The 23,741-nt window shown below is 57.3% G+C and carries 25 protein-coding genes and 2 tRNA genes; 17 read left to right on the forward strand and 10 right to left on the reverse strand.

Annotated features, from left to right (window positions below; genetic code table 11):
- Nucleotides 1-140 precede the first annotated feature (140 nt).
- The 9 genes from purB (at nt 141) to DTI93_RS02360 (ending at nt 7,374) form a co-directional block, all read left to right on the forward strand.
- On the forward strand, nt 141-1,472 hold the full coding sequence (purB, locus tag DTI93_RS02320) for an adenylosuccinate lyase (RefSeq protein WP_043560325.1): 1,332 nt from the start codon (nt 141-143) through the stop codon (nt 1,470-1,472).
- Between the two features lie 107 nt (nt 1,473-1,579).
- Nucleotides 1,580-2,341 carry a phosphoribosylaminoimidazolesuccinocarboxamide synthase gene (gene purC, locus DTI93_RS02325; protein ID WP_043560324.1) on the forward strand — a complete coding sequence of 254 codons (762 nt, stop codon included), beginning with the start codon at nt 1,580-1,582 and terminating at the stop codon, nt 2,339-2,341.
- The gene (gene purS, locus DTI93_RS02330) at nt 2,341-2,583 is read left to right on the forward strand and encodes a phosphoribosylformylglycinamidine synthase subunit PurS (protein WP_043560321.1); all 243 of its coding nucleotides are present in this window, start codon (nt 2,341-2,343) and stop codon (nt 2,581-2,583) included. The genes purC and purS overlap by 1 nt, the downstream gene beginning before the upstream one ends.
- Nucleotides 2,580-3,332 (forward strand): Rap1a/Tai family immunity protein, encoded by a 753-nt coding sequence (locus DTI93_RS02335; protein WP_052349075.1) that lies wholly within the window; start codon nt 2,580-2,582, stop codon nt 3,330-3,332. Before purS ends, DTI93_RS02335 begins: the two co-directional genes overlap by 4 nt.
- A 17-nt stretch (nt 3,333-3,349) precedes the next feature.
- Nucleotides 3,350-4,048 carry a phosphoribosylformylglycinamidine synthase subunit PurQ gene (purQ, locus tag DTI93_RS02340; RefSeq protein ID WP_043560318.1) on the forward strand — a complete coding sequence of 233 codons (699 nt, stop codon included), beginning with the start codon at nt 3,350-3,352 and terminating at the stop codon, nt 4,046-4,048.
- The gene (gene purL, locus DTI93_RS02345) at nt 4,048-6,291 is read left to right on the forward strand and encodes a phosphoribosylformylglycinamidine synthase subunit PurL (RefSeq protein ID WP_248460552.1); all 2,244 of its coding nucleotides are present in this window, start codon (nt 4,048-4,050) and stop codon (nt 6,289-6,291) included. The genes purQ and purL overlap by 1 nt, the downstream gene beginning before the upstream one ends.
- A gap of 31 nt (nt 6,292-6,322) precedes the next feature.
- Complete coding sequence (locus tag DTI93_RS02350; RefSeq protein ID WP_081563465.1) at nt 6,323-6,550, forward strand: BolA/IbaG family iron-sulfur metabolism protein; 228 nt, start codon at nt 6,323-6,325, stop codon at nt 6,548-6,550.
- Nucleotides 6,551-6,568: 18 nt separating this feature from the next.
- Nucleotides 6,569-6,904, forward strand: a complete 336-nt coding sequence (gene grxD / locus DTI93_RS02355; RefSeq protein WP_043560315.1) for a Grx4 family monothiol glutaredoxin — start codon at nt 6,569-6,571, stop codon at nt 6,902-6,904.
- 152 nt (nt 6,905-7,056) lie between these two features.
- On the forward strand, nt 7,057-7,374 hold the full coding sequence (locus DTI93_RS02360) for a hypothetical protein (RefSeq protein ID WP_249079533.1): 318 nt from the start codon (nt 7,057-7,059) through the stop codon (nt 7,372-7,374).
- Nucleotides 7,375-7,459: 85 nt separating this feature from the next.
- On the opposite strand, the gene DTI93_RS09485 is transcribed toward DTI93_RS02360, so the two are convergent.
- From DTI93_RS09485 to DTI93_RS02385, 5 genes are all read right to left on the reverse strand, one after another.
- Entirely contained in the window at nt 7,460-7,957 is a 498-nt protein-coding gene (locus tag DTI93_RS09485; RefSeq protein WP_257788388.1) for a YraN family protein, read from the reverse strand.
- Entirely contained in the window at nt 7,851-8,846 is a 996-nt protein-coding gene (gene hemB, locus DTI93_RS02370; RefSeq protein WP_043560310.1) for a porphobilinogen synthase, read from the reverse strand. Before hemB ends, DTI93_RS09485 begins: the two co-directional genes overlap by 107 nt.
- Before the next feature lie 94 nt (nt 8,847-8,940).
- Entirely contained in the window at nt 8,941-10,386 is a 1,446-nt protein-coding gene (locus DTI93_RS02375) for an amino acid permease (protein ID WP_081563106.1), read from the reverse strand.
- A gap of 51 nt (nt 10,387-10,437) precedes the next feature.
- Nucleotides 10,438-11,880, reverse strand: coding sequence for an APC family permease (locus tag DTI93_RS02380; RefSeq protein ID WP_043560304.1), 1,443 nt, complete (start codon nt 11,878-11,880; stop codon nt 10,438-10,440).
- Between the two features lie 101 nt (nt 11,881-11,981).
- Entirely contained in the window at nt 11,982-13,445 is a 1,464-nt protein-coding gene (locus DTI93_RS02385; protein WP_086431021.1) for an APC family permease, read from the reverse strand.
- 107 nt (nt 13,446-13,552) lie between these two features.
- On the opposite strand from DTI93_RS02385, the gene glyA reads away from it, so the two are divergent.
- Nucleotides 13,553-14,848 carry a serine hydroxymethyltransferase gene (gene glyA, locus DTI93_RS02390; protein WP_043560298.1) on the forward strand — a complete coding sequence of 432 codons (1,296 nt, stop codon included), beginning with the start codon at nt 13,553-13,555 and terminating at the stop codon, nt 14,846-14,848.
- 58 nt (nt 14,849-14,906) lie between these two features.
- Here the strand turns inward: glyA and DTI93_RS02395 are convergent, their stop codons facing one another.
- Nucleotides 14,907-16,064, reverse strand: coding sequence for a DEAD/DEAH box helicase (locus DTI93_RS02395; protein WP_154981531.1), 1,158 nt, complete (start codon nt 16,062-16,064; stop codon nt 14,907-14,909).
- A 104-nt stretch (nt 16,065-16,168) separates the two neighbouring features.
- On the opposite strand from DTI93_RS02395, the gene DTI93_RS02400 reads away from it, so the two are divergent.
- The 3 genes from DTI93_RS02400 (at nt 16,169) to DTI93_RS02410 (ending at nt 19,141) form a co-directional block, all read left to right on the forward strand.
- Entirely contained in the window at nt 16,169-17,083 is a 915-nt protein-coding gene (locus DTI93_RS02400) for a mitochondrial fission ELM1 family protein (RefSeq protein ID WP_244978047.1), read from the forward strand.
- Nucleotides 17,084-17,087: 4 nt separating this feature from the next.
- Nucleotides 17,088-18,977 (forward strand): hypothetical protein, encoded by a 1,890-nt coding sequence (locus tag DTI93_RS02405; protein WP_249079534.1) that lies wholly within the window; start codon nt 17,088-17,090, stop codon nt 18,975-18,977.
- An 89-nt stretch (nt 18,978-19,066) separates the two neighbouring features.
- Nucleotides 19,067-19,141, forward strand: a tRNA-Val gene (locus DTI93_RS02410).
- Nucleotides 19,142-19,312: 171 nt separating this feature from the next.
- On the opposite strand, the gene DTI93_RS02415 is transcribed toward DTI93_RS02410, so the two are convergent.
- From DTI93_RS02415 to DTI93_RS02425, 3 genes are all read right to left on the reverse strand, one after another.
- On the reverse strand, nt 19,313-20,086 hold the full coding sequence (locus DTI93_RS02415; RefSeq protein ID WP_154981489.1) for an SDR family oxidoreductase: 774 nt from the start codon (nt 20,084-20,086) through the stop codon (nt 19,313-19,315).
- A 419-nt stretch (nt 20,087-20,505) separates the two neighbouring features.
- Complete coding sequence (locus tag DTI93_RS02420) at nt 20,506-20,652, reverse strand: hypothetical protein (protein ID WP_166651616.1); 147 nt, start codon at nt 20,650-20,652, stop codon at nt 20,506-20,508.
- Between the two features lie 5 nt (nt 20,653-20,657).
- The gene (locus DTI93_RS02425; protein ID WP_249079536.1) at nt 20,658-20,996 is read right to left on the reverse strand and encodes a hypothetical protein; all 339 of its coding nucleotides are present in this window, start codon (nt 20,994-20,996) and stop codon (nt 20,658-20,660) included.
- A 209-nt stretch (nt 20,997-21,205) separates the two neighbouring features.
- Here DTI93_RS02425 and DTI93_RS02430 point away from each other — a divergent pair, with 209 nt between their 5' ends.
- Nucleotides 21,206-21,580: a VOC family protein gene (locus DTI93_RS02430; RefSeq protein WP_249079733.1), complete on the forward strand. Its 375-nt coding sequence runs from the start codon at nt 21,206-21,208 to the stop codon at nt 21,578-21,580.
- A gap of 141 nt (nt 21,581-21,721) precedes the next feature.
- A complete protein-coding gene (locus tag DTI93_RS02435) occupies nt 21,722-22,078 on the forward strand; it encodes a hypothetical protein (protein WP_043560268.1) in 357 nt (118 codons plus the stop codon).
- 29 nt (nt 22,079-22,107) lie between these two features.
- Here the strand turns inward: DTI93_RS02435 and DTI93_RS02440 are convergent, their stop codons facing one another.
- Complete coding sequence (locus tag DTI93_RS02440) at nt 22,108-23,022, reverse strand: N-formylglutamate amidohydrolase (protein ID WP_081563113.1); 915 nt, start codon at nt 23,020-23,022, stop codon at nt 22,108-22,110.
- Between the two features lie 14 nt (nt 23,023-23,036).
- On the opposite strand from DTI93_RS02440, the gene DTI93_RS02445 reads away from it, so the two are divergent.
- Together DTI93_RS02445 and DTI93_RS02450 are read left to right on the forward strand one after the other, a co-directional pair.
- Nucleotides 23,037-23,111, forward strand: a tRNA-Val gene (locus tag DTI93_RS02445).
- Nucleotides 23,112-23,259: 148 nt separating this feature from the next.
- Nucleotides 23,260-23,640 (forward strand): VOC family protein, encoded by a 381-nt coding sequence (locus DTI93_RS02450; RefSeq protein ID WP_081563114.1) that lies wholly within the window; start codon nt 23,260-23,262, stop codon nt 23,638-23,640.
- Nucleotides 23,641-23,741 lie beyond the last annotated feature (101 nt).

The raw sequence follows: 23,741 nt of genomic DNA on the forward strand, positions 1-23,741 counted from the left end.
TGATTTCTCCGGAGAAGATTGATAAAGACGGTTCTGCTTTCCTTCCTGTAAAAGCCGGTCTCTTTTCGTTGTCGGCTCTGGCAAGAGGGTACTGTTTGGGGTAAGCAGGGCTGGATTGCTTTTTCTGCAGGAGTTACGTCATGGTTCCCCGCTATTCGCGTCCTCGGATGACGGCCATCTGGTCACCGGTCAACCGTTACCGCATCTGGTTCGAGATTGAGGCTCTGGCCTGTGAGGCGCTTGCCAAGAGAGGGGAGATTCCGGAAGAAGCTGCCAGGATCATCCGCACGAAGGGTGATGAGGCCATGGCGGCATTCTCCGATGCTGATGTGGCCCGGATTGATGAGATTGAAGCCGAAACCCGCCATGACGTCATTGCCTTCCTGACATGGCTGGCAGAAAAGGTCGGACCGGAGAGCCGTTTTGTCCACATGGGCATGACATCCTCTGATGTCCTGGATACCTGTTTGGCCGTACAGCTGACGCAGGCGGCCGATATTCTCCTGGAGGACATGGACATCCTTCTGGCTGCACTGAAAAAGCGTGCCCATGAGCACAAACATACCGTCACCATCGGGCGCAGTCACGGCATCCATGCTGAACCGATGAGCTTCGGTCAGAAGCTGGCCGGGCATTATGCCGAGTTTGCCCGCAACCGTCGCCGTCTTGAGGTGGCCCGTGAGGAAATCGCCGTCTGTGCCATTTCCGGTGCGGTGGGTACCTATGCCCATATCTCTCCCGAGGTGGAAGAATATGTGGCCAATCACCTGGGGCTGAAGGCGGAGGCTGTCTCCACGCAGGTGATCCCCCGTGACCGTCATGCGGCTTTTTTCTGCGCTCTGGGCGTGATCGCCAGCGGGATCGAGCGTCTGGCAACGGAAGTACGGCATCTCCAGCGCTCTGAGGTGCGTGAGGCAGAAGAATTCTTCCATGCCGGGCAGAAGGGCAGCTCGGCCATGCCCCACAAGCGGAACCCGGTTCTGTCCGAAAACCTGACGGGCCTGGCCCGTCTCATCCGCTCTTATGTCACTCCGGCGCTGGAGAATGTGGCCCTGTGGCACGAGCGTGACATCAGCCATTCCTCTGTGGAGCGGAACATCTGCCCGGATGGGACGGTCACGCTGGACTTCGCCCTGGCCCGCCTGTCCGGGATGATGGAGAAACTGGTGGTCTATCCAGACCAGATGCTTGCCAATGTGGAAAGCCTTGGTGGCGTGGTCCATTCTGGCGAGGTGCTGCTGGTTCTGGCCCGTGCTGGCATTTCCCGGGAGGATGCCTACCGGATCGTCCAGCGTGCCGCCATGGCAACATGGACGAAGCTCGGTACGCCAGAAGGCCGGACATTCCGTGAAAATCTGGAGGCTGATCCCGAGGTGGCCGGACGGGTCGAGAAGGCCGTGCTTGATGATGCTCTGGATCCCGCACGGCATCTCCGTGCAGTGGACCAGATATTTGCCCGCGTTTTTGGCTGAACAGCAGGGCCGGAGCTGCCGGCCTGATCTCAGGCTCGTCTAAGGGCGTCCAGCTGTGCTAGGCTGCCCGGACGACCTGTAGGTGCATCGATTAAGGATTGAATGACATGGCTCGCCGTCGTCAGATTTATGAGGGAAAAGCCAAGATCATTTTTGAAGGGCCGGAGCCGGGAACGGTCGTCCAGTACTTCAAGGATGATGCAACGGCAGGCAATGGGGCCAAGAGTGGCGTCATTACGGGCAAGGGTGTTCTCAACAACCGGATCAGCGAATATCTGATGCAGCGTCTGGGGGAGCTGGGCATTCCCACCCACTTCATCCGCAGCCTGAACATGCGCGAACAGCTGGTGCGGGAGGTGGAGATCATTCCGCTGGAGGTCGTGGTCCGCAATGTTGTGGCGGGGTCCCTTTCCAAGCGTTTTGCCCTGCCTGAAGGTGAGCGTCTGTCCCGGACCCTTGTGGAATATTATTACAAGAATGATGCGCTGAATGACCCGCTGGTTTCCGAAGAGCATATTGCCACATTCGGCTGGGCGCATCCGCAGGAGCTTGAGGAAATCCAGAGCCTCGCCCTGCGGGTGAACGACTTCCTGTGCGGCCTGTTTACGGGTGTCGGGATCACGTTGATTGATTTCAAGCTGGAGTTCGGTCGTCTCTGGCAGGGGGACGAGATGAGGATAGTCCTGGCTGACGAGATTTCACCAGACAATTGCCGTCTGTGGGACAGCCGGACACAGGAGAAGATGGACAAGGACAGGTTCCGTCGGGACATGGGTGGCGTCGGTGAGGCCTATCAGGAAGTGGCACGTCGTCTGGGTATCCTTCCGGAACATGGCCAGGCTGAAAGCGTAGCTGCGGAGAGTGTGTGATGAAGGTTAGGGTGTTTGTTTCTCTGAAGGACGGTGTGCTGGATCCGCAGGGCAAGGCAGTAGAGCATGCGTTGCATTCTCTCGGGTTCGAGGGGGCATCTGATGTGCGGATCAGCCGTGTGGTGGATCTGTGCGTGAAGACTGACAGTGCAGAGGCGGCCAAGGAGAAGGGAGCTGAAATGGCTCGTGCTCTTCTGGCCAATGAGGTGATTGAGGATTTTCGGGTAGAGGTGGTTGGATGAAAAAGTCTGTTCGGCAGACAGGGCTTGCCCTGTTTTTCAGCATGGCATGCGTGTTCTTGGGGACTGCGGCTCACGCTCAGCGTATTTCATCTCTTTCAGGCGCTGAGCTGGAAAAGTTCTGCCAGAAAGAGTCCAAGCGGGCTGCCTGCGGGTCCTATCTGGCCGGTGTGGTCGATGGTGCTGCCTGGTCGCAGAGTTTTGGGGCTCTGGTCGGGGCACGCCCTGCGACGGCTTTCTGTCTGCCTGCGGGGATCAAGGGTATTCAGGTCCGGTCGCTTGTTGTCGGCTGGTTGGCTGGTCATGATGGCGTGGCCGCCCAGCCTGCCGGACGGGCCGTCTATCAGGCCCTTCATGCCAACTATGCCTGCCCTACGGGCATGGCCGGCATGTATGTTGAACAGAGGGCTGAAGCGCAGAATATTTCTTCTCTGCCGGGACGTGGCCTCGTCTCCATGTGCACGCATGAGAGTGGCCTGCTCGCCTGTGACGGCTATCTGGCCGGAACGATGGACAGTGAGGTCTGGGCCCGCAATTATTCCACGGTCGAGGGAGTCCATACACCGGTGGCTTTCTGTGTCCCGAAGGAAATCCGGGGAGCCCAGCTCCGGGCTTTGGTTGTCGGGTGGTATGCTGGTCATGAAGATGCCATGAACGAACCCGCCGGGCGTGGCATCTACCGGGCCCTGCATGACAACTATCCGTGCTCTTCCACGATACGGCCCATCGCCTCGGCACCAGCGGCTCAGTAGAGGACAGTAGACAGTCAATGAAAACAGGTATCGTCGTTTTTCCGGGCACCAATCGGGAGCGCGACATGGCTCAGGCCTTCCGGGTGGTATCCGGCCGGACACCTCAGATGCTCTGGCATCAGCAGGACAGTGTCGAAGGGTTTGACCTGATCGTCCTCCCCGGTGGGTTCAGCTTTGGGGACTATCTCCGTAGCGGTGCCATGGGGGCTCATTCACCGATCATGAAAGCCGTGCGCCAGTTCGCCGAGAAGGGTGGTTATGTCCTTGGTGTCTGCAATGGTTTCCAGATTCTGACGGAAGCCCAGATGTTGCCGGGGGCGCTCCTGCGTAATGCGGGGATGCGCTTCCTCTCGCAGGACTGTCACCTGAAGGTTGAAGGCCGTGACAGCATCTTCACGTCTGGCTGGAAGCATGGTGATGTTTTCCGTGCACCCATGGCCCATGGGGACGGCAACTACACGGCTGCGCCAGACGTGTTGGACCGTCTGGAGGGAGAAGGCCGTGTCGCTTTCCGTTACTGCACCGCAGAGGGGCAGGTGAAGGACGGGGACGAGCACGTAAACATGAATGGCAGTGCCCGGTCCATTGCCGGTGTGCTGAGTGAGAACCGCCGTGTCTGTGGTCTCATGCCGCACCCTGAAAATCTGACAGAGGAGATCCTTGGCGGCACGGACGGCTTGCCGCTCTTTAACGGGATCATGGAGGCACTGGGCTGATGACAGCAGCACCTGTTGATATCGAGCTTGCACGCTCTTTCGGCCTGAAAGATGACGAATATGAGACGGTGCTGAACATCATGGGACGGACGCCGAGCCTGACAGAGCTTGGCATTTTCTCCGTCATGTGGTCGGAGCACTGTTCCTACAAGTCATCCCGTCTTCACCTCAAGACATTGCCCACCAAGGCTCCATGGGTCATCCACGGTCCGGGTGAGAATGCCGGTGTGATTGATATTGGAGAAGGCTTGGCCGCCGTCTTCAAGATGGAAAGTCACAATCATCCGTCATTCATTGAACCCTATCAGGGAGCCGCAACGGGTGTTGGTGGTATCCTGCGTGATGTGTTCACCATGGGTGCCCGCCCCATAGCCAACCTGAATGCCCTGCGCTTTGGTGATGCCTCCCACAAGGATACCAAGCGTGTGGTGGATGGTGTCGTGCGCGGTATTGGTGGCTATGGCAACTGCATGGGGGTACCGACCGTTGGCGGTGAGGTGAACTTCCATTCTTCCTATAACTGCAATCCGCTGGTCAATGCGATGACGGTCGGGATTGCCCGGCAGGATCGTATCTTTCTTTCAGCTGCGGCAGGTGTAGGTAATCCGGTTGTTTATGTCGGCTCCAAGACGGGGCGTGACGGGATTCATGGTGCCACCATGTCTTCAGCGGAGTTTGATTCCGAATCAAGCTCCAAACGTCCGACCGTGCAGGTGGGGGACCCCTTCACCGAGAAACTTCTGCTGGAGGCCTGTCTGGAGCTGATGGCCACCGATGCGGTGATTTCCATTCAGGACATGGGGGCAGCGGGCCTGACTTCATCTGCCGTGGAAATGGCCAGCAAGGGTGGTGTCGGGATTGATCTGGAGCTGGATCATGTCCCGCAGCGTGAGCCCAACATGCATGCCTATGAGATGATGCTTTCCGAGAGTCAGGAACGCATGCTCATGGTGCTGCGTCCTGACAGAACGGAAGAAGCTCGCCGGATTTTCGAGAAGTGGGAACTGGATTTTGCCATTGTCGGAAAGCTGACTGACAGTGGACGCATCATCGTGCGGCATAATGGAAAGGTTGAAGCGGATATTCCTCTCGGTCCGCTGGCCGATGAGGCTCCGATCTATGACCGGCCTACGGTGGTGTATGAACGGCAGCCTGCTCTGGTGGCGCCTGCTGATCCATGTGGAATAGAGGCAGGACTCTGCCGCCTTCTGGCGGGTGCCAATGGGGCCTCCCGTGCATGGATATGGAACCAGTATGACAGCGGCGTGGGCGGGCAGACTGTCCAGCGTCCAGGTGGGGCTGATGCGGCCATCGTCCGGGTGGAAGGGACTGACCGTGCTCTCGCCATGACGACCGACTGCACACCACGGTACGGTCAGGCTGATCCGTATGTTGGGGGAGCTCAGGCCGTGCTGGAAGTGTGGCGGAACCTGACAGCCACAGGTGCCACACCATTGGCCATGACGGACAATCTCAATTTTGCCAGCCCGGAAAATCCACGTATCATGGCGCAGTTCGTCGAGGCTGTGAAAGGGATTGGCGATGCGGGGCGTGCTCTGGACTTCCCGGTCGTCAGCGGCAATGTCTCCCTGTATAATGAGACCCGTGGTGATGATGGTTCGGTGACGGCCATTCAGCCAGCTCCTGTGATTGGTGGTGTCGGTGTTCTGGATGATGTCCGGAAGGCCGTTGGTCTGGCCATGCCGCAGGACGGTGAGCTTCTTCTGGTTGGTGAGACCAGGGGGGAGCTGGGTCAGTCCATCTGGCTGAAGGAAATCCTGGGTCGTGAGGAAGGAGCCCCGCCGGCTGTTGATTTTACGGCAGAGCGGCGCAATGGCGACTTCGTGCGTGAGCAGATCCAGAAAGGTCTTGTCGAAGCCTGTCATGATGTGTCAGACGGCGGCCTGATCGTTGCTTTGGCTGAGATGGCCATGGCAGGTGACAGGGGATGCATCCTTGAAAAAGGACCGGCCGGACTGGCGGAGCATGTCTACTGGTTTGCTGAGGATCAGGCCCGGTATGTATTGGCCACGAAGCAGGCTGATGCAGTGCTGGAGGCTGCACAGGCGGCTGGTGTACCGGTATCCCGCTTGGGCCGTATCGGCGGTGATGTGTTGAAGCTTGATGGCGTCATGGCGGTATCGGTTGAACATCTCCGTAAGCAGCATGCCTCTTTCTTCCCCCGTTTCATGGGGCAGAAAGAGGAGGATGCTCCGGTCGTGCATCTGGATGAAATATCCTGAGGAAACGAAGAGTAAGGAGGCTTCGACCATGATGACAGCAGAAGAGATAGAGAAGACCCTTCGGGCTGCTTTTCCTGATGCCGAGATTGTGGTTGAAGACCTCGCAGGTGATGGCGACCATTTTGCCTGTGAGGTCGTCAGCGAGGCATTTCGTGGTGTGCCACGGGTAAAGCAGCACAAGCTGGTTTATGAAGCTTTCGGGGACCGTGTCGGAACAGAGCTTCATGCTCTGGCCGTCAAGACACGTATTCCTGGTTGATCGAGAGGACATGATCAAATGAATGAGGCTGTTTTTCAGACCATCCAGTCCCTGGTGGACAAGAATCCCGTCATGCTCTTCATGAAGGGCGACAAGCAGTTTCCGCAATGTGGGTTCTCTGCTCGTGTCGTGCAGATTCTTACCCATGTGGGTGTGGATTTTGAAACGGAGAATGTGCTGGAAAGTCCGGAGATGCGTCAGGGTATCAAGGATTTTTCCCAGTGGCCGACAATTCCACAGCTTTATGTGAAGGGTGAGTTCATTGGCGGGTGTGACATCGTGACGGACATGTACCAGAGCGGTGAGCTGGAGAGCCTTCTGGCAGAGAAAGGCCTGCTGAAAAACGGGGACTGATTTCAGAGCAGGATGGTCCTCATTAAATAAAGGTCAGCGTAGGCTTCCAACGTTGCTTTCTTCATCCTGTTGTGATTAGAGTTACCCATTATTTGTAGAATGAGGTCTATCCCTGTTGTAGCGGCTTGGGGTAAAGGTGGAGGGTTGATGACATGGTGAAATCCCTTAAGGGAGGGGTTCTTTTTGGGCTTCTGGGGTTTGTGGGGCTGGCGTCTGCTCCTTCTGCCCATGCAGATCGTATCCTGACAGAGCATGAGGCGAGCAAGCTGACATTCAGTGCGCTCATCGCCCCGCCATCGGCCTTTCATCATGTGACGGTTGCCCGTCGGGCAGCGTTCCATACACGTGGCGCTGTGCCGACCCGTCTGGCCGCTTCACATTATCATCGGGCTGTTGCTGTCCGGACCGTGGCTTTCCATGGCCGTGTTGTCAGCAGGCATCAGCGGAATACGCATCATCGCCGCGGGTGAGCCTGTCTCCCTGTGAGCATGAAAATGGGAAACCCCGCAGGCTGAATTGGCCTTTGTGGGGTTTCTTTTTGTTCGGATGAAGTGGTCAGTATAGACGGAGGGCATCCTCTATCTGTTCAATGCGTCCCGTCTTATCGATGACCAGCACATCCAGCCGGGTATTGGGGCGCTGCCAGTCTGGTCTTGTCTCGAGAATGAAGGCAAAAGCCCGGAGCAGGCGTTGGCTCTGTTGGGGCGAAAGAGCGTACCGGGCTTCGCTCAGGGTTGTGCGTTGCTTGACCTCAATGGCAAGAAGCCACTCATCATTGGCGACAAGGAGGTCGATTTCTCCGCAGGGAGTTCGTAGCCTTCTTGCCAAGGGGGTATACCCTTGTCTGGCCAGAAATTCTGCAGCAGCATCTTCAGCCTGTTTACCTGCCTGATAGGCCAAGCTACCCCGCTTCCTGCGGTGAGGAGGCGGGGTGAGAGAAGATGGTTTAGCGGGCACGCAGCAGACGGGCTGCTTCGACAGCAAAATAGGTGAGGATGCCGTGGCAGCCGGCACGACGGAAGGCCATGAGACTTTCCAGAATGGTCTTCTCACGGTCCAGCCAGCCATTCTCAATGGCGGCCATGATCATGGAATATTCACCGGAGACCTGGTAGGCGAATGTCGGTGCGGCAAAACTGTCACGCACCCGGCGGATGATGTCCAGATAAGGCATCCCTGGTTTGACCATGATCATGTCGGCCCCTTCTGCAAGGTCCATGGCAACTTCGCGCAGGGCTTCATCACTATTGGCGGGGTCCATCTGGTAGCTTTTCTTGTCTCCGCCGAGCAGGGCATCGGAGCCCAGAGCGTTGCGGAACGGACCGTAGAATGCAGATGCATACTTGGCTGCATAGGCCATGATGCGGGTTGTCTGGTACCCATTTTCATCCAGCGTGGAGCGGATGGCCCGGACGCGCCCATCCATCATGTCGGAGGGAGCAATGATGTCGATGCCGGCCTCTGCCTGGTTGAGGGCCTGTTTGCGAAGAACCTCGACGGACTCATCATTCAGAATCTGTCCATCCCGTACTAGGCCATCATGCCCGTGGGAGGTGTAGGGGTCCAGAGCCACATCCCCGACGAGAGCAAGCCCGGGATAGGCGGCTTTCAGTATCCGGGCAGCACGGCACATCAGGTTGCTGGGGTTCAGGGCTTCCGTTCCCATCTCGTCACGTTTTTCCATGGGCGTGACGGGGAAGAGAGCGACAGCTGGTATGCCCAGCTCGACAGCGGGGCGGACATGCTCCGCTAGCAGATCGAGACTCACACGTTCCACGCCCGGCATGGCCTGTACTTTCTGACGCTGTTTTTCGCCCTCACAGACAAAAATTGGCCAGATCAGATTATCGACATGCAGGTGTGTTTCGCTGACAAGGCGGCGTGTGGCGTCATCGTGACGATTGCGACGCAGGCGGGTGTGGGGAAAAGAATGTATCATCATGCAGGCATGATGCCTGTTGAAATCCCGTATGACCAGACCCCTTAAAAAAAGCCACCCTCGCAGGAGGGTGGCTTCATGGAGGAGATGGTGGCTTTCAGTGGTGTGTATGTTTGAGGCGGCTGCGGTGCAGACCATAAACGGCGTAGATTCCAAGGCCGACCAAGAGCCAGAGGGCCAGCCTGATCCATGTCATGATGTCCATGGAAAGCATGACGGTTCCGCAGGACAGGATACCGAGGATGGGGACGAGGAATGGCCCCCCCGGTGTCTTGAAGCGACGCACTGCATTCGGTTGACGGAGGCGCAGGACCATTACACCGAAACAGACAATGATGAAGGCGAGCAGTGTCCCGATGGAGGTCATCTTGCCAAGGATGTCGATGGGCAGGCAGGCTGCCAGAATGCTCGCCACCACGGCTGTGATGATATGTGAGGACCACGGTGTCCGGCTGCGTCTGTTCAGGGTTTCGAAGAGGGAGGGAAGAAGGCCGTCTCTGGCCATGGAGAGACAGATGCGGCTTTGGCCCATGAGCAGCCCATAGATGACGGAGATATACCCCAAGGCTATGCCGAAGGTTATCAGGGCAGAGAACCAGGGGATATGCAGGCTGTGCAGGACCGTGGCGACCGGGTTGGGGTCATGCAGCATGGCCCGGTAATTGACGACACCGACAATCACGAAGGAAAAAATGGCGTAGATGACGGCGGCCAGCACCAGGCTGCCCAATACGCTCAGGGGGATGTTGCGCTGGGGGTTGTGGCTGTCCTGCGCCGCTGTGGAGACAATATCAAAACCGATATAGGCGAAGAAAATGAGCCCCGCAGCCCGCATCACGCCACTTGCGCCGAACTGTCCGAACTGCCCTGTATTGGCCGGAATGAAAGGGTGCAGGTTGGCAGCGCTGATGTGTGGCAGGCAGATGACCGTCACGCTTCCGATAATCAGCAGCTTGAGAGCCACGATGGCCATGTTGATCTTGCTGGAGCCCCTGGTGCCACACATCAGCAGGCAGGTGACGGCACAGATGATGAAGACGGCAGGAGCATTGAACCAGGCGCGGACGAACTGCCCGTCCGACGTCATGATGGAGGCACCGGTAGGGGCCAGCAGGCGGGGATCCAGCGAAATGCCGATTTCATGCATCAGGCTGGCAAAATAGCCTGACCAGCTGGCTGCTACCGTGGAAGCGTTTACCGTATATTCCAGGATAAGATCCCAGCCGATGATCCAGGCGATACCTTCCCCCATGGAGGTATAGGCGTAGGTGTAGGCGGACCCGGCCTCGGGAATCATTCCGGCGAGTTCGGCATAGCAGAGACCGGCAAAAGCGCAGGCAATGGCGGCGATCATGAAGGAAAGCGTCACGGCAGGGCCGGCATACTGCCCTGCGGCTACGCCCGTCATGGAGAACAGGCCAGCACCGACAGTGACACCAACACCCAGGGCAATCAGCTGCCACGGCCCCAGTACACGATGTAGCCCTGTTTCGGGGGCTGCCGCCTGGGATATTGGTTTGGTACGCCAGAAAGGCCGTCTCATGTACTTTGCTCCACGATGTTTCGGTGTCGTCCAGAACAGGAGGACGGCCGTTCAGCCGTTCGTCCTGAGATGACTGTGCCGTATGCTATAAGCGAAATAGATGACAGCACCAATGACCAACCAGATAATTAGACGCATCCATGTGATCAGGCTCATGGAGAGCATGACACTGCCGCAGGAGATGATGCCCAGGCAGGGGATCAGAAGCGGCCCTCCGGGCAGGCGAAAGGTGCGGGGCGCATCGGGAGATGTGAAACGCAGGGCGATGACACCTGCGCAGACAATCACGAAGGCTGTCAGGGTTCCGATGGATGCCATGTTGGCCAGCACATTGATGGGCAGGCAGCAGGCCAGTACGCCACTGACAAGGAAGCTGAGCATGTGGCTGGGCACCGGCGTATGGCTTTTCGGGTGCATCCGGCGGAAGAAGGTGGGCAGCAGGCCATCCTGGGACATGCTCATCAGGATGCGGCTCTGGCCCATCAGCAGGCCATAGACGACAGACACATAGCCCAGACAGATGCCGCCTTTGATGAGCAGGCTGAGCCACGGGATGTTGACGACATCCATGACGGTAGCCACGGGGCTGGGGTCATGGGCGAAGTGGTGGTAGTCCACCACGCCAACCAGCACGGCCGATACGATGACATAGACGGTTGCACAGATGATCTGGCTGCCCAGGATGGCGAAGGGCATGGAACGCTGGGGGTTCTTTGTGTCCTGCGCCGCCGTGGAGACGATGTCGAACCCGATATAGGCGAGAAAGGCCATCCCGGCTGCCCGCATGACACCACTGAAGCCAAAATCCCCATAATGTCCTCCGTTGGGGGGGATGAAGGGATGAAAATGTGCCAGTTGGACATAGGGGATGCAGGCAACGGTCAGGCCGACCAGCACGCAGATTTTGATGCCCACGATGAGCGCATTCATCCAGGAGGATTCTTTCATGCCCCGTGTCAGCATGATGGTGACCAGCCAGAGGATGAACAGGCAGGGAGCATTGAACCACGCATGGGCCTTGTGGCCGTCGGGCAGTTCAACCAGCGTCATGGGCGGGTTCAGGAGCCGTGGATCGATGACAATGCCCCAATCCCGGAGGAAGGAGGTCATGTAGCCGGACCAGCTGGAGGCGACGGCCGCCGTGCTGACGGTATATTCAAGGATCAGGTCCCACCCGATGACCCAGGCAACGAATTCACCGAGGGCGGCATAGGCGTAGGAGTAGGCCGATCCGCCAGAGGGGATCATGCCTGCCAGTTCGGCATAGCAGAGACCGGCAAAGCTGGCGGCAACCGCAGCGATGAGGAAGGCGAGCGGAATGGCCGGGCCGGCATAAAGTCCTGCTGCCACACCTGTGAGGGAAAAAAGACCGGCCCCTATGGTTACACCCACTCCAATGGCGATGAGCTGCCACGTCCCGAAGATGCGCTTCAGTCCGGTGGATGGAGGAGTGGAAGAGGTGATGGCCTTTTTGCGCCACAGGGATGACATCATGGGGAAGAAGATCTCATGTCCGGTCGTTTCTGGTCTGCCCCGGATGCGGTATCCTTTGCGGGGAACCGCATCCAGGGTGATCTCTCTTCTATGGAAGAATATTATAAATTTCCACCCTGTTTTGTAGAATTATTGCGTAGTCTACTTTTCCTGATGCCATAAGCGAAATAGACGCAGAAGCCGACTGCCAGCCAGAGGATCAGACGCATCCATGTGAGCGGGCTCATGGATCCCATGACGATCCCGCAGGAAATGATCCCCAGCAGGGGCACGGCGAACGGCCCGCCCGGCACCTGGAAGCTGCGTGGTGCCTCCGGTGCCCGGAAGCGCAGGGCCGTCACGCCGGCACAGACGATGACGAAGGCGAGCAGGGTGCCGATGGAGGTCATCTCCCCCAACGTGGCGATGGGGACGCAGCCCGTCAGCACGGCGGCCGTTGCCGCAGTGATGATATGGGCCGTCCAGGGCGTGCTGGTGCCTTTGTGCAGTCTGGCAAGGAAGGGGGGCAGAAGGCCGTCATCGGCCATGTTCATGGCAATCCGGCTCTGCCCGATGAGCAGGCCGAACAGCACGGAGATGAAACCGAAGGTGATGCCGATTTTCACCAGCACGGCCATCCATGGCATATGAATCTTGTCCATGGCCGTGGCAACGGGGCTGGGGTCATGGGCGAGGGCACGATAGTCCACCACACCAAGAAGGATGGTGGAGAAAACGACATAGATGACAGCACAGGTCAGCAGGCTCCCCAGAATGCCGATCGGCATGTTGCGCTGGGGGTTCTTCGTGTCCTGTGCGGCGGTGGACACAATGTCGATGCCCACATAGGCAAAAAAGGCCATGCCAGCAGCCCGCATGATGCCGCTGATCCCGAATTCTCCGAATTTCCCCGTATTGGCCGGGATGAAGGGGTGGAAATTGCTGGTATCGACAAAAGGCGTGCAGACGATGATCAGGCCGACGATGACGAGAATCTTTACCAGCACGACCAGCGAGTTGAGACGGACGGAGAAGTTTGTGCCCCGCATCAGCATCAGGGTGATGATGAAGAGAAGCAACATTCCCGGTGCGTTGCACCACGCATGGGCGGTGTGACCATCCGGCATGACGACATCCGTCATTGGTGGTGCAAGCAGTCTCGGGTCAATGATGATGTTCCATCCCTTCAGCAGGGAGGCGATGTAGCCCGAAGCACTGGAGGCGACGGCCGCCGCCCCGACCGTATATTCCAGAATCAGGTCCCAGCCGATGATCCAGGCGACAATTTCACCAAGTCCGGCGTAGGCGTAGGCATAGGCGGACCCGCCGGAGGGCAGCATCCCGGCCAGCTCGGCATAGCAGAGCCCAGCGAAGCTGGCGGCGATGGCGGCGATGAGGAAAGAGATGATGACTGCCGGGCCGGCATTCTGTCCGGCAGCAACGCCTGTAAGGGAAAAGAGACCCGTGCCAACGGTGACGCCAACACCCATGGCGATGAGACGCCAGGGGCCGAACACCCTTTTCAGTCCACTGTTCTGACTTTCTGGAGGGGGGACTTGTTTGGTCTGCCAGAAGGGCAAGGTCATTGGTGGGTCTCTCGCATTTTTTAAACGTAATTAACCTGCAACGATAGACGCGCTTAGCTCTCGCGCCTATAGAAAGAAAAGAGTTTTTTTGCGGGAGATGGATGACAATGTCCAAAAGCACCAATCAGGCCGGTCTGCATTCTTTCTTTCATGCCCCCCTCAAGGAGAGGGATCATGAAGTCAGTGCGTTCCTGAATGCCGAGCTTGAACGCCAGCAGGATGGCATCGAGCTGATCGCTTCTGAGAACATGGCGTCTTTCGCCGTAATGGAGGCTCAGGGGTCCGTCCTGACCAACAAATATGCCGAGGGTCTGCCGGGTCGCCGCTATTATGGTGGCTGCGTTGATGTGGACAAGGTCGAGAATCTTGCCATCGACCGTCTGAAGAAACTTTTCGGTGCTGAATTCGTCAATGTCCAGCCCCATTCCGGTGCCAATGCCAATCAGGCGGCCTTCATGGCACTGGCAAAGCCGGGTGACACCATCCTCGGCATGAGCCTTGCCGCCGGTGGCCACCTGACCCACGGTGCAGCCCCGAACTATTCCGGCAAATGGTTCAAGGCTGTGCAGTACGGTGTGCGTGGCGAGGACGGCCTGCTCGATTACGAGGAGATGGAGCGTCTGGCCCGTGAGCACAAACCCCGCATCATCGTGGCGGGCAGCTCGGCCTATCCCCGCGTGATCGACTTCCCCCGTTTCCGCAAGATTGCTGATGAGGTCGGTGCCTATCTGATGGTGGACATGGCCCATTTCGCCGGGCTTGTGGCGGCTGGCCTCTATCCCAGCCCGGTTCCTCACGCTGATATCACGACTTCCACGACACATAAGACGCTGCGTGGCCCCCGTGGCGGCATCATCATGACCAACGATGCGGAGATCGCCAAGAAGATCAACTCTGCGGTGTTCCCTGGTCTCCAGGGTGGCCCATTGATGCACGTCATCGCCGGTAAGGCTGTAGCCTTCGGTGAGGCCCTGCAGGGTGAGTTCAAGGAATATCAGCAGCGTGTGCAGGCGAATGCCCGTGCGCTGGCTGACGAGCTGCTGAAATGTGGGTTCGATATCGTGACGGGTGGTACGGATACTCATCTTGTGCTGGTGGACCTGCGCCCCAAGAAGGTGACCGGCAAGAAGGCCGAGGCCCTTATGGAACGTGCTGGCATCACCGCCAACAAGAATGCCGTGCCGTTCGATCCTGAAAAGCCGTTCGTCACCTCTGGCGTGCGTCTGGGCAGCCCGGCCGCCACGGCCCGTGGTTTCGGTGAGGCAGAGTTCCGTCAGGTGGCTCGCATGATTGATGCCGTGCTGAGCGCTGATGAGAATGATGACGCTACCTTCGAGCGTATCCGCAAGGATGTGAAGGAGCTGTGTGCTCGCTTCCCGATCTATGATCGTGCGTCTGCCTGATCATGTTCAGTTCTGCCGGGGGAGGGCGTGCAAGTCAGCCCCCGGCAGGAAGGCCGTTCTATAGCGTTTCCGTCGTGATGATGCGGATGCGGTACTGGATGTGCTTCTCAATATCCCGCAGGCGGGTCCGTTCTTCCAGCGTGGCGAACGTGACGGCCCGCCCCTGCTTTCCCGCGCGGGCTGTCCGGCCGATGCGGTGAATGTAGAGTTCTGGCGTCTGGGGCAGGTCCATGTTCACGACGAGCTGGATGTCGTCAATATCAAGTCCGCGGGCGGCAATGTCCGTTGTCACGAGGATGGACCCGGTCTGATTCTGGTAGCGGTCCAGAGTCTTTTTGCGGTCTCCCTGCGTCTGCCCGCCATGCAGGGCAATGGCCCTGTATCCGGTTTTTCTCAGGAGTTTTGCGACGGAATCGGCTTTCTGCTTCGTCTTCGTGAAGATGATGCTTCGACCCGTTCCGTCTTTGGCTTGTGCTCCTGACCGTTCCAGAAGTGTCAGGAGCAGGGTGTCTTTCTGCGCCTCGGTGATGAACAGGGCCTGCTGGCGGATGCGCCGTGGCGTGACCTCTTCCTCGCCGGGTTCCACCCGCACGGGGTCTTTCGTGACCTGTTTGGCCAGTGTCATGACAGGTTCCGGCAGCGTGGCGGAGCAGAAGATGGTCTGGGGCCGATCGGCGATGTAGGGCACGAGAGCCGTCATGCTGGCGGAGAATTCTTCATCCAGAAGACGGTCGGCTTCATCCAGCACCAGATAGATGATGTGTTCCAGTGACAGTTCACCTTTCTCCACGAAGTCCAGAAGACGGCCATGCGTGGCGACGATAATGTCGGCTCCTTGTTCCAGTGAGCGTGCCTGCTGGTCACGGGGCACGCCGCCACAGATGACCCGCGTGCGGAGGGGAAGTTGACGGCCCAGCTGACGGCAGACCCCGGCTGTCTGCATGGCGAGGTCACGGGTTGGCTCTAGGATCAGGACCCGTGGAATGGACCCGGCAGTTCCGTCCTGTTTGAGGCTGGCCAGTTTCTGGAGGGCGGGCAGGACGAAAGCTGCCGTCTTGCCCGTGCCGGTCTGGCCGGGCAGGAGAACGTCACGCCCCGCCAGAAGGGGGGGGATGCCCTGCTGCTGTATGGGGGTTGGCCTGGCCATGCCTGCTTTCCGGGCGGCCTGTGCCAGCTCGTCTGAAAGGCCGAGGTCTGTAAAATCTGTTTGTGTCATGAATGCTGTTCTTGCCAGAAGAGGGATGTCGATGTGATGCACGGGACCATACCCGCAGGAGATCAGGAATGCATGCAGCCATCATAGCTGAAGATTTCGCCGGAATGAGATCCCAGGGGCGAGGGCTGGCAGAGCGGACGGGTTTTTCGTGGGAGTTCCATCCTGTCATCACCAACAGGGGAAGGCTGGTCTCACGTCTGTCCGTCCGTTTCTGGCCGCATTCTCTGGGTCTTTTTGCCCCATTCAGCCTTTCTTCTGCAACCCGTCTCATCATCAGCGTGGGTGGAAAGGGCGGCGTGGCCGGGGCGGCTCTCGGAAAACGGTACGGTCTGCCAGTAGTGCAGATACAACACCCACGAGTGAAACTCTCTCCCTTTGCTCTTGTCGTGGCCAGTCAGCATGACCGGCTTGAGGGGCCGAATGTGCTTTCAGTCCGTACAGCCATGCATGATGTTACACCGGCCCGTCTGGAAGAAGCTGGCAAGCTGTGGAAGGATCGTATCCGGGCAGGGGCAGAAAAGGTGTTGGGGGTGCTTCTGGGTGGCTCCAATGGGCGGTACAGGTTGGAAGAGGCCGAAGCTGCGGTCCTGTCGGAGAAGCTGGCCGGTTTCATGCAGGTGACTGGTGTTCGCTGCGTGCTGACACCATCCAGACGGACATCACGGCAGGCTTTGGAGGTGCTGCGGGAGCGCCTGATGCCTCTGGGGGGTGTCGTGATGGAAGGAAAAGGGAATGAGAATCCTTATATGGGACTGCTGGCCTGCGCTGATGCTCTGGCTGTGACGCAGGACAGTGTATCCATGATCTCCGAAGCAGTGGCGACGGATCGCCCTGTCTGTATTCTGCCATTGCAGGGCCGGTCTTCAAGGCTTGAGAGGTTCGTCAAGATACTTGAAAAAGAGGGACGTGTGCAGTCTTCTTTAAGAAACGTTTCGTTTTCTCCTTGTAAAAGACTTGACGATACTTCTCTGGCAGCAGAAGAAATACATCGCCGTATTCAGTTCAATCAGGAAGGATGACCCAATGCTGGATATCAAGACATTTGGCCCGCAGGGGGGGAACGTCCTTTATAAGGCTTTGTCTCACCCTCTGGTTGTAGAGGGAATGAAAGAGCTGGAGCAGACGCTTCAGCACTGCTCTTTTGCTGTTTATGACCCGGAGGGGTACCTGCCGACAGTATGCGGGCTGTATCCTGCTCTTCAGCCTTCCGTCATCCTGACGCATGATAGCGAGCAGGTCGGGCAGCCTGATGGATTTGGCGGGCAGAAAAAGGCTGTCGTCCACATTGCCGAGATTGATGCGGATGCGGTCCTGGCCCTGTCTTTTGATGATGCCAGGATGCGGTCCCGTCTTGGGGGATTTCTCGGAGGGAAGCCTCTTCATACTCTGGGGGATGCACGGTTGCCGGATAAATTTCTGCCTTACCGGCAGCCTTATCTGGACAAATGCAATTTTGCGACCAATTTTGCCTTTTTCCGGGAAACTGAACAGTTCAGCACTAGGCTGGTTACGGCGAATTATTGGTCGAATTATGGTGCAGAAACAATCCGCTATTGGTTGCGGCTCTTTGATGTTACTGGTCACGTTCTGGCTGAATGGTTTGAGGAGGTGGAAGAGGCTGATGCGGGTGTAGTGATTGACAGCCGCACGGTGAAGAAACAGTTTGGCCTGCCAGATTTTGTTGGACAGCTTTTCATTCATGTCATCGGGGCGAAAGGCCATGATGTCGTGAAATATGCGCTGGACAGTTTTGGCCGGAATGGTGATCCCAGCCTGTCTGTTACCCATGATGCCAATGCCTGGCCTTCCATGCGCTTTGCCACATTGCCAGCTCCAGACGACGAGGAGACGGTCCGCCTCTGGATACAGAACAGTCATGGCACGGCCATTCCATCAGGGGCGATCACGCTGAACCCGATGGGCGAGGAAGAGCATCGTGCGGTAAAGCAGGTTATCGGACCTTATGAGACGGTCGCTGTTGATGTGGGAGCGTTGTTTCCTGATCTGGAATGGCCAGCCCAGCTTGAACTTCGTTCCGGGCAGCATCTGGTGCGGCCCCGCTACGAGGTTGTGCAGAGGGGCCGGACCCGTATTGCCCATATGAATGTTGAGCGTGCCGACCTGCTGCCGGACCCGGCAATCCGCACGATGTCCCCGTTGCTTGGGCGTGGTTTCGTTCTGCCTTTTCCGGTGCCGGACCCGGCCATCTATACGAGTTTCGTCCAGCCGACCCCCATGTCGGAAGCTCTGGAGAGCCTGCCGATGAGGCTGGATCTGTTTGATGAAGCAGGCCAGAGTTGTGGCAGTCATTTTCTGGGTAATCTGCCCCGGAATCATCAGGGAGCCGTGGCCCTGCATGAACTGATGAATCAGCCCGGTCATGCGGAGCTGGTCTATGATTTCCGTGATGGGGGGGAGGGAGATGGCTGGCCTCATGCGCTGATGCGTTATCGCCATATCGGGACAGATCATGCCGCCGAAACCAGTTTTGGCGGACATATTTTCAACACCATGATGACCTGGCGGAATGAGCCGCAGTCTTATGCAGGTCCACCGCCGGGCCTGACCACCCGGCTGTTCCTGAAGCTGGGGCAGAAGCTTGATGGTGTTACCCTGAAAAGCTTCTGCCATCTGATCTATCCCACGTCCCTGCGGGATGGGCGTCAGCCTTCCAGGACCTGTCTGCATCTTCACGCTGCCAATGGAGCTGAAGTGGCGCAGGAGACCATCAGTATTCAGCCTTCCGGTTCCTGGCTTCTGAAGCCTCATGAGCTTTTTGATGCGGAGCTGTTACAGAAGGCAGGAGAGGGGGGGTATGTTCTCATAAGGGACCTGACCTGCCGTCTGTTCGGGTATCATGGGCTGGAGAATGGCGTTGGGAGTTTCTCTCTGGATCACATGTTTGGTTTTTGAGAGGGTTATTGAAATAATCTGTACCGTTCTCCCTTATTGCTCTTGCAAGCGCCGGGGGAGAGCGGTATAAGGCGCTCATCCAAAGAGACGGATGCGTAGCTCAGCGGTAGAGCACTGCCTTCACACGGCAGGGGTCACAGGTTCAATCCCTGTCGCATCCACCATGGATTTCCCGGAAAATGTTGTTTTGCTGTGAGCGACGAAGTGTTCTTCGCTGCAGGTGGAAGAGCTGCCGGTTGGAAGTCGAATGCTGAACGAGCGGCAAGCTACCGTCCCTCAGGGGGTCTCTATCCTGCCACGAGGCCGGGGATAGAGACCGGGCCGTCATGGGGTTGTCAGTCCCATTCCTTGTCCTGCATTTTCCGGATTTCGGGGATGATCTCCTTGGGGGAGACGTTCCGGGCTTTGGAGTGGTCATCCAGTATCACGTCCACCATCTCGGAGATGTCCCTGTCGGGGTCAATCTGAGGCTTGGTGAATTCAAGATCTTCGTGAGAAACGAGGCTTTCTTCCGGGCAGTACCAGTTCTTGTGCGCTTCGACCATCCGGTCATTGAAGCCAGTCTCGTAAGGCCCAGGGTTGATGCAGGCTACGGAAACACCGAGGTCTTTCAGTTCATTGCGAAGGCTGCGGGCTGAGGTTTCCAGAGCATGTTTGGAGGCACAGTAGGCACCCGTGAAGGGGCCTGTGATGACGCCAGCAATGGAGCTGATGAAAACGATCCGCCCCCGTTTCCTCTTTGCAAAGCGACGGATGAAGGGGTGTGAGACCTCCATTGTTGCAAAATAGTTGACCTCGAACTGACGGCGCAGGACAGGCATTGGCATGTCGGCCAAGGCACCGCCTTCACCGATGCCGGCATTGTTGACGAGAATGTCAACGTCGTGCCGGGCCAGATAGGCACGGTCAACGGGGTCCGTAATGTCAGCCTTGATGACGGAAACAGTCACTCCTGCTTCCTTGGCGGCTTCTTCCAGGCAGTTCATCTGGCTGTGCAGATGAACTGCCCCGATGACACGATGGCCGCGCTTTGCCAGTTCGATGCTGAAACGCAGGCCGAGTCCACTGCCTGCGCCTGTGACCAGAATTTTTCGCACTTCATTTGTCATTTCTGGATGATCCTTTGGTTGAATCGGAGCTGACTTCGGACAGCCCTACGATGGGATCCTTGACAAAGACTTTGTCTTTATCAGGACGGTTGGTTGACAGCCCTATGAAAAGGGAAGGGGGGCTGCTACTGCCCGGTTGGTAGATGTCACCACCGGGAAGGAAGCAGTAGGGGGCGTCCAGAAGCGAGACATGACCAAAATTGGAGAGACCAGCAATAACGCTGTCACTGGGCATCCGGAATACGTAGCTGGTATATGCCTTGCGGCCGCTGAGACTGAGGCTGACGGGTAGGATGTCGCCGCAGGTCAGGAACAGGAGAGCTGCCCGACAGAGTCAAGAATCTCCAGACATGAGGAGGCTTGGTGCTCTTTGAGGAGGTTTTCGAGAAACCCCCATAGATATGAGATCATCTGCCCGTTCATGAGGTAATGCTTTCTCTGTAGCACATCGTCATAATAGGCGGCGCAGACACTGCCTCCACGGAGCCATCATCAAACGCCGTGATGCCGCTCTGCGTGCCGAGGCGCATCAGTGCCCGCCTGCACAGGTCAATGGCTGTCGTCATTGGCCTTACCCTTTTGCGGTTGTCTTCTTGCCTGCCTTCTCATCGGCAGTCGGTTCATCAGCTTTGGCCGCAGGCAGGTCTTCCTGCCGGGGCGGCACATCGTCAGGACTGGTCAGATGGTCCTGCTGGGAAGGAGCCCCGTCAGGACGGGTCAGGTCTTCCTGAAAGGCCCGGCTGCTCACGTCCCTCTGGGCCAGCTGGCCAGCCTTTTCTTTGTCGGAACGGGCCTCATCATCCAGCGGCTCCAGAGTGAAGCCGGGGATGCCTGCATAATCCACTTCCTCATCAACGGTCAGAAAATGACCGTTGATGAAGCTGTTCTGGATGACACGATATCTTGCCATGATCGCCTCAGGCCACGTAGTTCTTGGGGTAGGCGATCTGGGCGGGGACATCGAGATTGATGCCAGCCGTCACCGTGCAGGATGTCATGGTATGTGCCTGGAAGATAGGGTGATCATGTCTAGCCTGCTCCTGAGGGATTGAACTGTCCTGTTGTGGTCCCCACCTTCAAAGATGGTTGATGTCTGCAAGTGGATGGAGGGGTTTTATGCTGTATACGCACGTTGTCATCGGGACGAATGATCTGCCACGGGCCAAGGCTTTCTACGATGCCCTTTTCAACGTTCTTGGAGGGCAGGCCCTTGGGGAACTGATGGGTAAGCTGCTTTACGAGAAGGATGGTCAGATGTTCATGGTTGGGCGCCCCATTGATGGGCAGCCTGCCACTGTTGCGAATGGCTTTACCCTTGGTTTTGCCCTTTCGAGCGTGGAGGCGGTGGAGGCTTGGCACAGGGTTGGTGTTGAGCATGGTGGAACCGCAATAGAAGACGCACCTGGCGTGCGGACCATCGGAGGCAGGAAATATTTCATGGCCTATCTCCGGGACCCCGATGGCAATAAGCTTTGTGCCCGTCACGATATGTGAACGTGAGATAATTGCAGGGGGACGGGAATTACTGCGAGTCCCGTGGGTATGATTGATTGGATCATACGAGGCTCCTGTGTATGTGAGGTTTTTTCTTTTCCTTCAGTGTGTTTTGATGAAGGAAAACAGGAGGAGATAGCCATGTCTTTATCATCCAGGCTGGCCCGTATGTTTCTGCTGGGAGGAATGGCCATTGGGGCCTGTACTTCTTCCATAGGGTTCGCTGCTTCGGGAAATACCACGGCTCAGCAGGGAGGGCTGAAGCAGATAACGGCGCCGTTTTCTGGTTCTGTGAGTCCTGCAGGAGCGGTGGAGGACAACAGTACGGGGAAGATCATCGGAGAAGTTGATCGGACCGGTGTCGTGTATGACAACACGGGCACGGTGGTAGGGTCGATCGATTCGAAGGGAATCGTACGGAATGCCAAGGGGGTGGCTGTGGCTCAGGTTGCACAGAACAACCGTCTTGCCGGGATAGCGTTTCTTCTGGGCAGGTAAGTTCTGTTCTCTGATTTGCCCTGCCCGGTTTACGGGGCAGGGTGAGTCCGTGCCATTTCGGATAGAATGTCCGTGATGTCTTTCTGTACTTTTTCAAAATGGCGGTTGGGTTGTAACGTCTGTAGGTTCAGGTAGCAGGCACGGTTGATTTCCACCTGCAGGGTCTGCCGATTTTCTTCCATCTGGCCGTATCTGCCCGTTATGTAGCCGCCCGAGTAGGGTGTGTTTCGCTGGACATGGTACCCTTTCTCGAGGAAAAGGTGCTCCACTAGGCTGATAAGTCTGTCGGAGCAGGTTTTCCCATGCCTGTTCCCTAGGACGACATCACAGGGGCGGGACTGTGCCAGTGGTGGCATGGAATGGATGTCCAGCAGGATGGAAGCGCCAAACTGTGCGTGCAGTGTTTTCTGCGTCTGCTGGAGCGCTGTATGGTATGGCTCCCAATATTGTGAAAGGCGATGTCCCGCCTCTTCGAGAGGCAGGCAATAGCGGTAGATGCTCTTGCCTGGCGATGTGCAGCGGGGAATGACACCATAACCTGCGCTGACTTTCGTGCTGAGGATGAGGTCCTTCTCAATGAGAGGAGGAGAAAACATGGTGGCATCCAGTTCTCTCCAGTCCCGGTTTACATCGCAGAAACTGCGAGGAAACAGGGCCTGCACGAGGCTCAGGCCATTCTCAGGGGCATATTGAAGGAGCTGATCGGTAAATCGGTCCTCCATGCGTTCCAGCTCTGTCATGGGCAGGACGGCCATTTCCAGGAAATGCTGGGGGTAATTGCGCCCTGAATGTGGAGAGGAAAGCAGGAAGGGTGTCCGCTTCCGGCAGGAAGGAAGATGGATCCCGACAGTGGAAGACGGGCGGGCAGTGTTGGTGCATGGAAGTTTCTGATTTTTTTTCACAATAAAGGCTTGCCACAATCCATAGGCTGAGGTAAACACCATTTCACACCAGACGGGGGCGCATAGCTCAGCGGTAGAGCACTACCTTGACATGGTAGGGGTCACAGGTTCAATCCCTGTTGCGCCCACCACCCCTCTGGTGATTAACTCCCTGAAAATATGCTTGAAGTGCAGGTGGCTGTATAGCCATCTTCTTTCTATTCTAGCGAAAATTTCACTTAGCCTGTAGATTTTCTGGTACGCGCAGAGAATGTGTATTGGTGTGGAAAGGAAGAGACCATGTTCCTGAGTCATATTGTTGTGGGATCGAACGATCTGGAAAAGGCCAAGGCGTTCTATGATGCCCTGTTCGGTGTCATGGGAGCTGATTTCTGCCCGCAGGATAATCCGGACAGGATCGTGTACCAGAAGGATGGGCAGATATTCATCATCACACGTCCGATCAACGGGGAGGCTGCTACGGCTGCCAATGGCGGTACGGTTGGTCTCGGCCTGTCGTCTCCCGAGGATGTACGCAGGTGGCATGAAGCTGGCATCAGGGCAGGGGGAACAGCTGTTGAAAATCCGCCAGGTGAGCGTGTGGTGATGGGCATGAAGCTTTATCTGGCCTATCTTCGTGACCCGGACGGAAACAAGCTCTGTGCGTTTCATAAAATGTAACGGGTAATTCAGACCGGATTATTCGGTTTTCGTGAAATGGCCGCATCTCCTGGAACGGGGGATGCGGCCATTTTTGTTCATGCCATGATAAAAATGCAGCC

Source organism: Parasaccharibacter sp. TMW 2.1884 (assembly GCF_023337695.1).
GTDB lineage: Bacteria > Pseudomonadota > Alphaproteobacteria > Acetobacterales > Acetobacteraceae > Bombella > Bombella apis.